We start from the raw sequence: 662 nt of genomic DNA, 5'->3' as shown, positions 1-662 counted from the left end.
GGCGGCGACCGCGCGCGCCTCGGCCTGCCGCCTGGGCGCCGGGGCGGGAATGAACGCCAGGATCAGGATGACGGTGGCGAACTCGAAGGCCGCCACGAGCCAGAGGCCGGTGGAGACCGAGCCCGTGGCCTCCTTCAGGTAGCCCATGGCGGCCGGCGCGCCGAAGCCGGCGAGGTTCGCCACCGCATTGATCAGCGCGATGCCGGCGGCCGCGGCCGAGCCGGCCAGGAACTGGCCGGGGATCTGCCAGAACACCGGGATGGCGCTCATCGTGCCGACGATGGCCAGCGTCAGGGCCGCGAGCGCGAGGTAAGGGCTTCCCGGGACGAGGAAGCCGAGGAGCGCGATCGAGACGGAGCCGCCCAGGGCCGCGAGCCCGCAATGGTAGCGCGCCTCGCCGGTCCGGTCCGAATGCCGGCCGTTGAGGATCATCCCGGCCCCGCCGCAGAGGTAGGCGCCCGACATGATCCAGCCGACTGTCGCCGGATCGGTGAAGCCGGCCTCGCGCACGATCGTCGGCCCGAAGAAGGTGAGCGCGGAGTTGGCCGTGACGATGCAGAAGAAGATCGCGATGCACTGCCAGACCCGCAGGTCGGCGAGTGAGGCCAGGATCCGGTGCTCGCGGGGGCCGAGCGCCGCCGCGTCGCGGGCGAGGTCGGCGG

Annotated in this window: 1 protein-coding gene; it reads right to left on the bottom strand. The window is 73.1% G+C overall.

The genetic code is table 11. The features are described from left to right. A partial coding sequence (locus FV222_RS28455) for an MFS transporter (protein ID WP_147816457.1) occupies nt 1–662 on the bottom strand: 662 nt, incomplete at both ends.

This window comes from Methylobacterium sp. WL103 (assembly GCF_008039885.1).
Classification (GTDB): domain Bacteria; phylum Pseudomonadota; class Alphaproteobacteria; order Rhizobiales; family Beijerinckiaceae; genus Methylobacterium; species Methylobacterium cerastii.
Note: the sequence above shows the minus strand (reverse complement) of the source record. Positions and strands in the feature narration are given on the sequence as shown.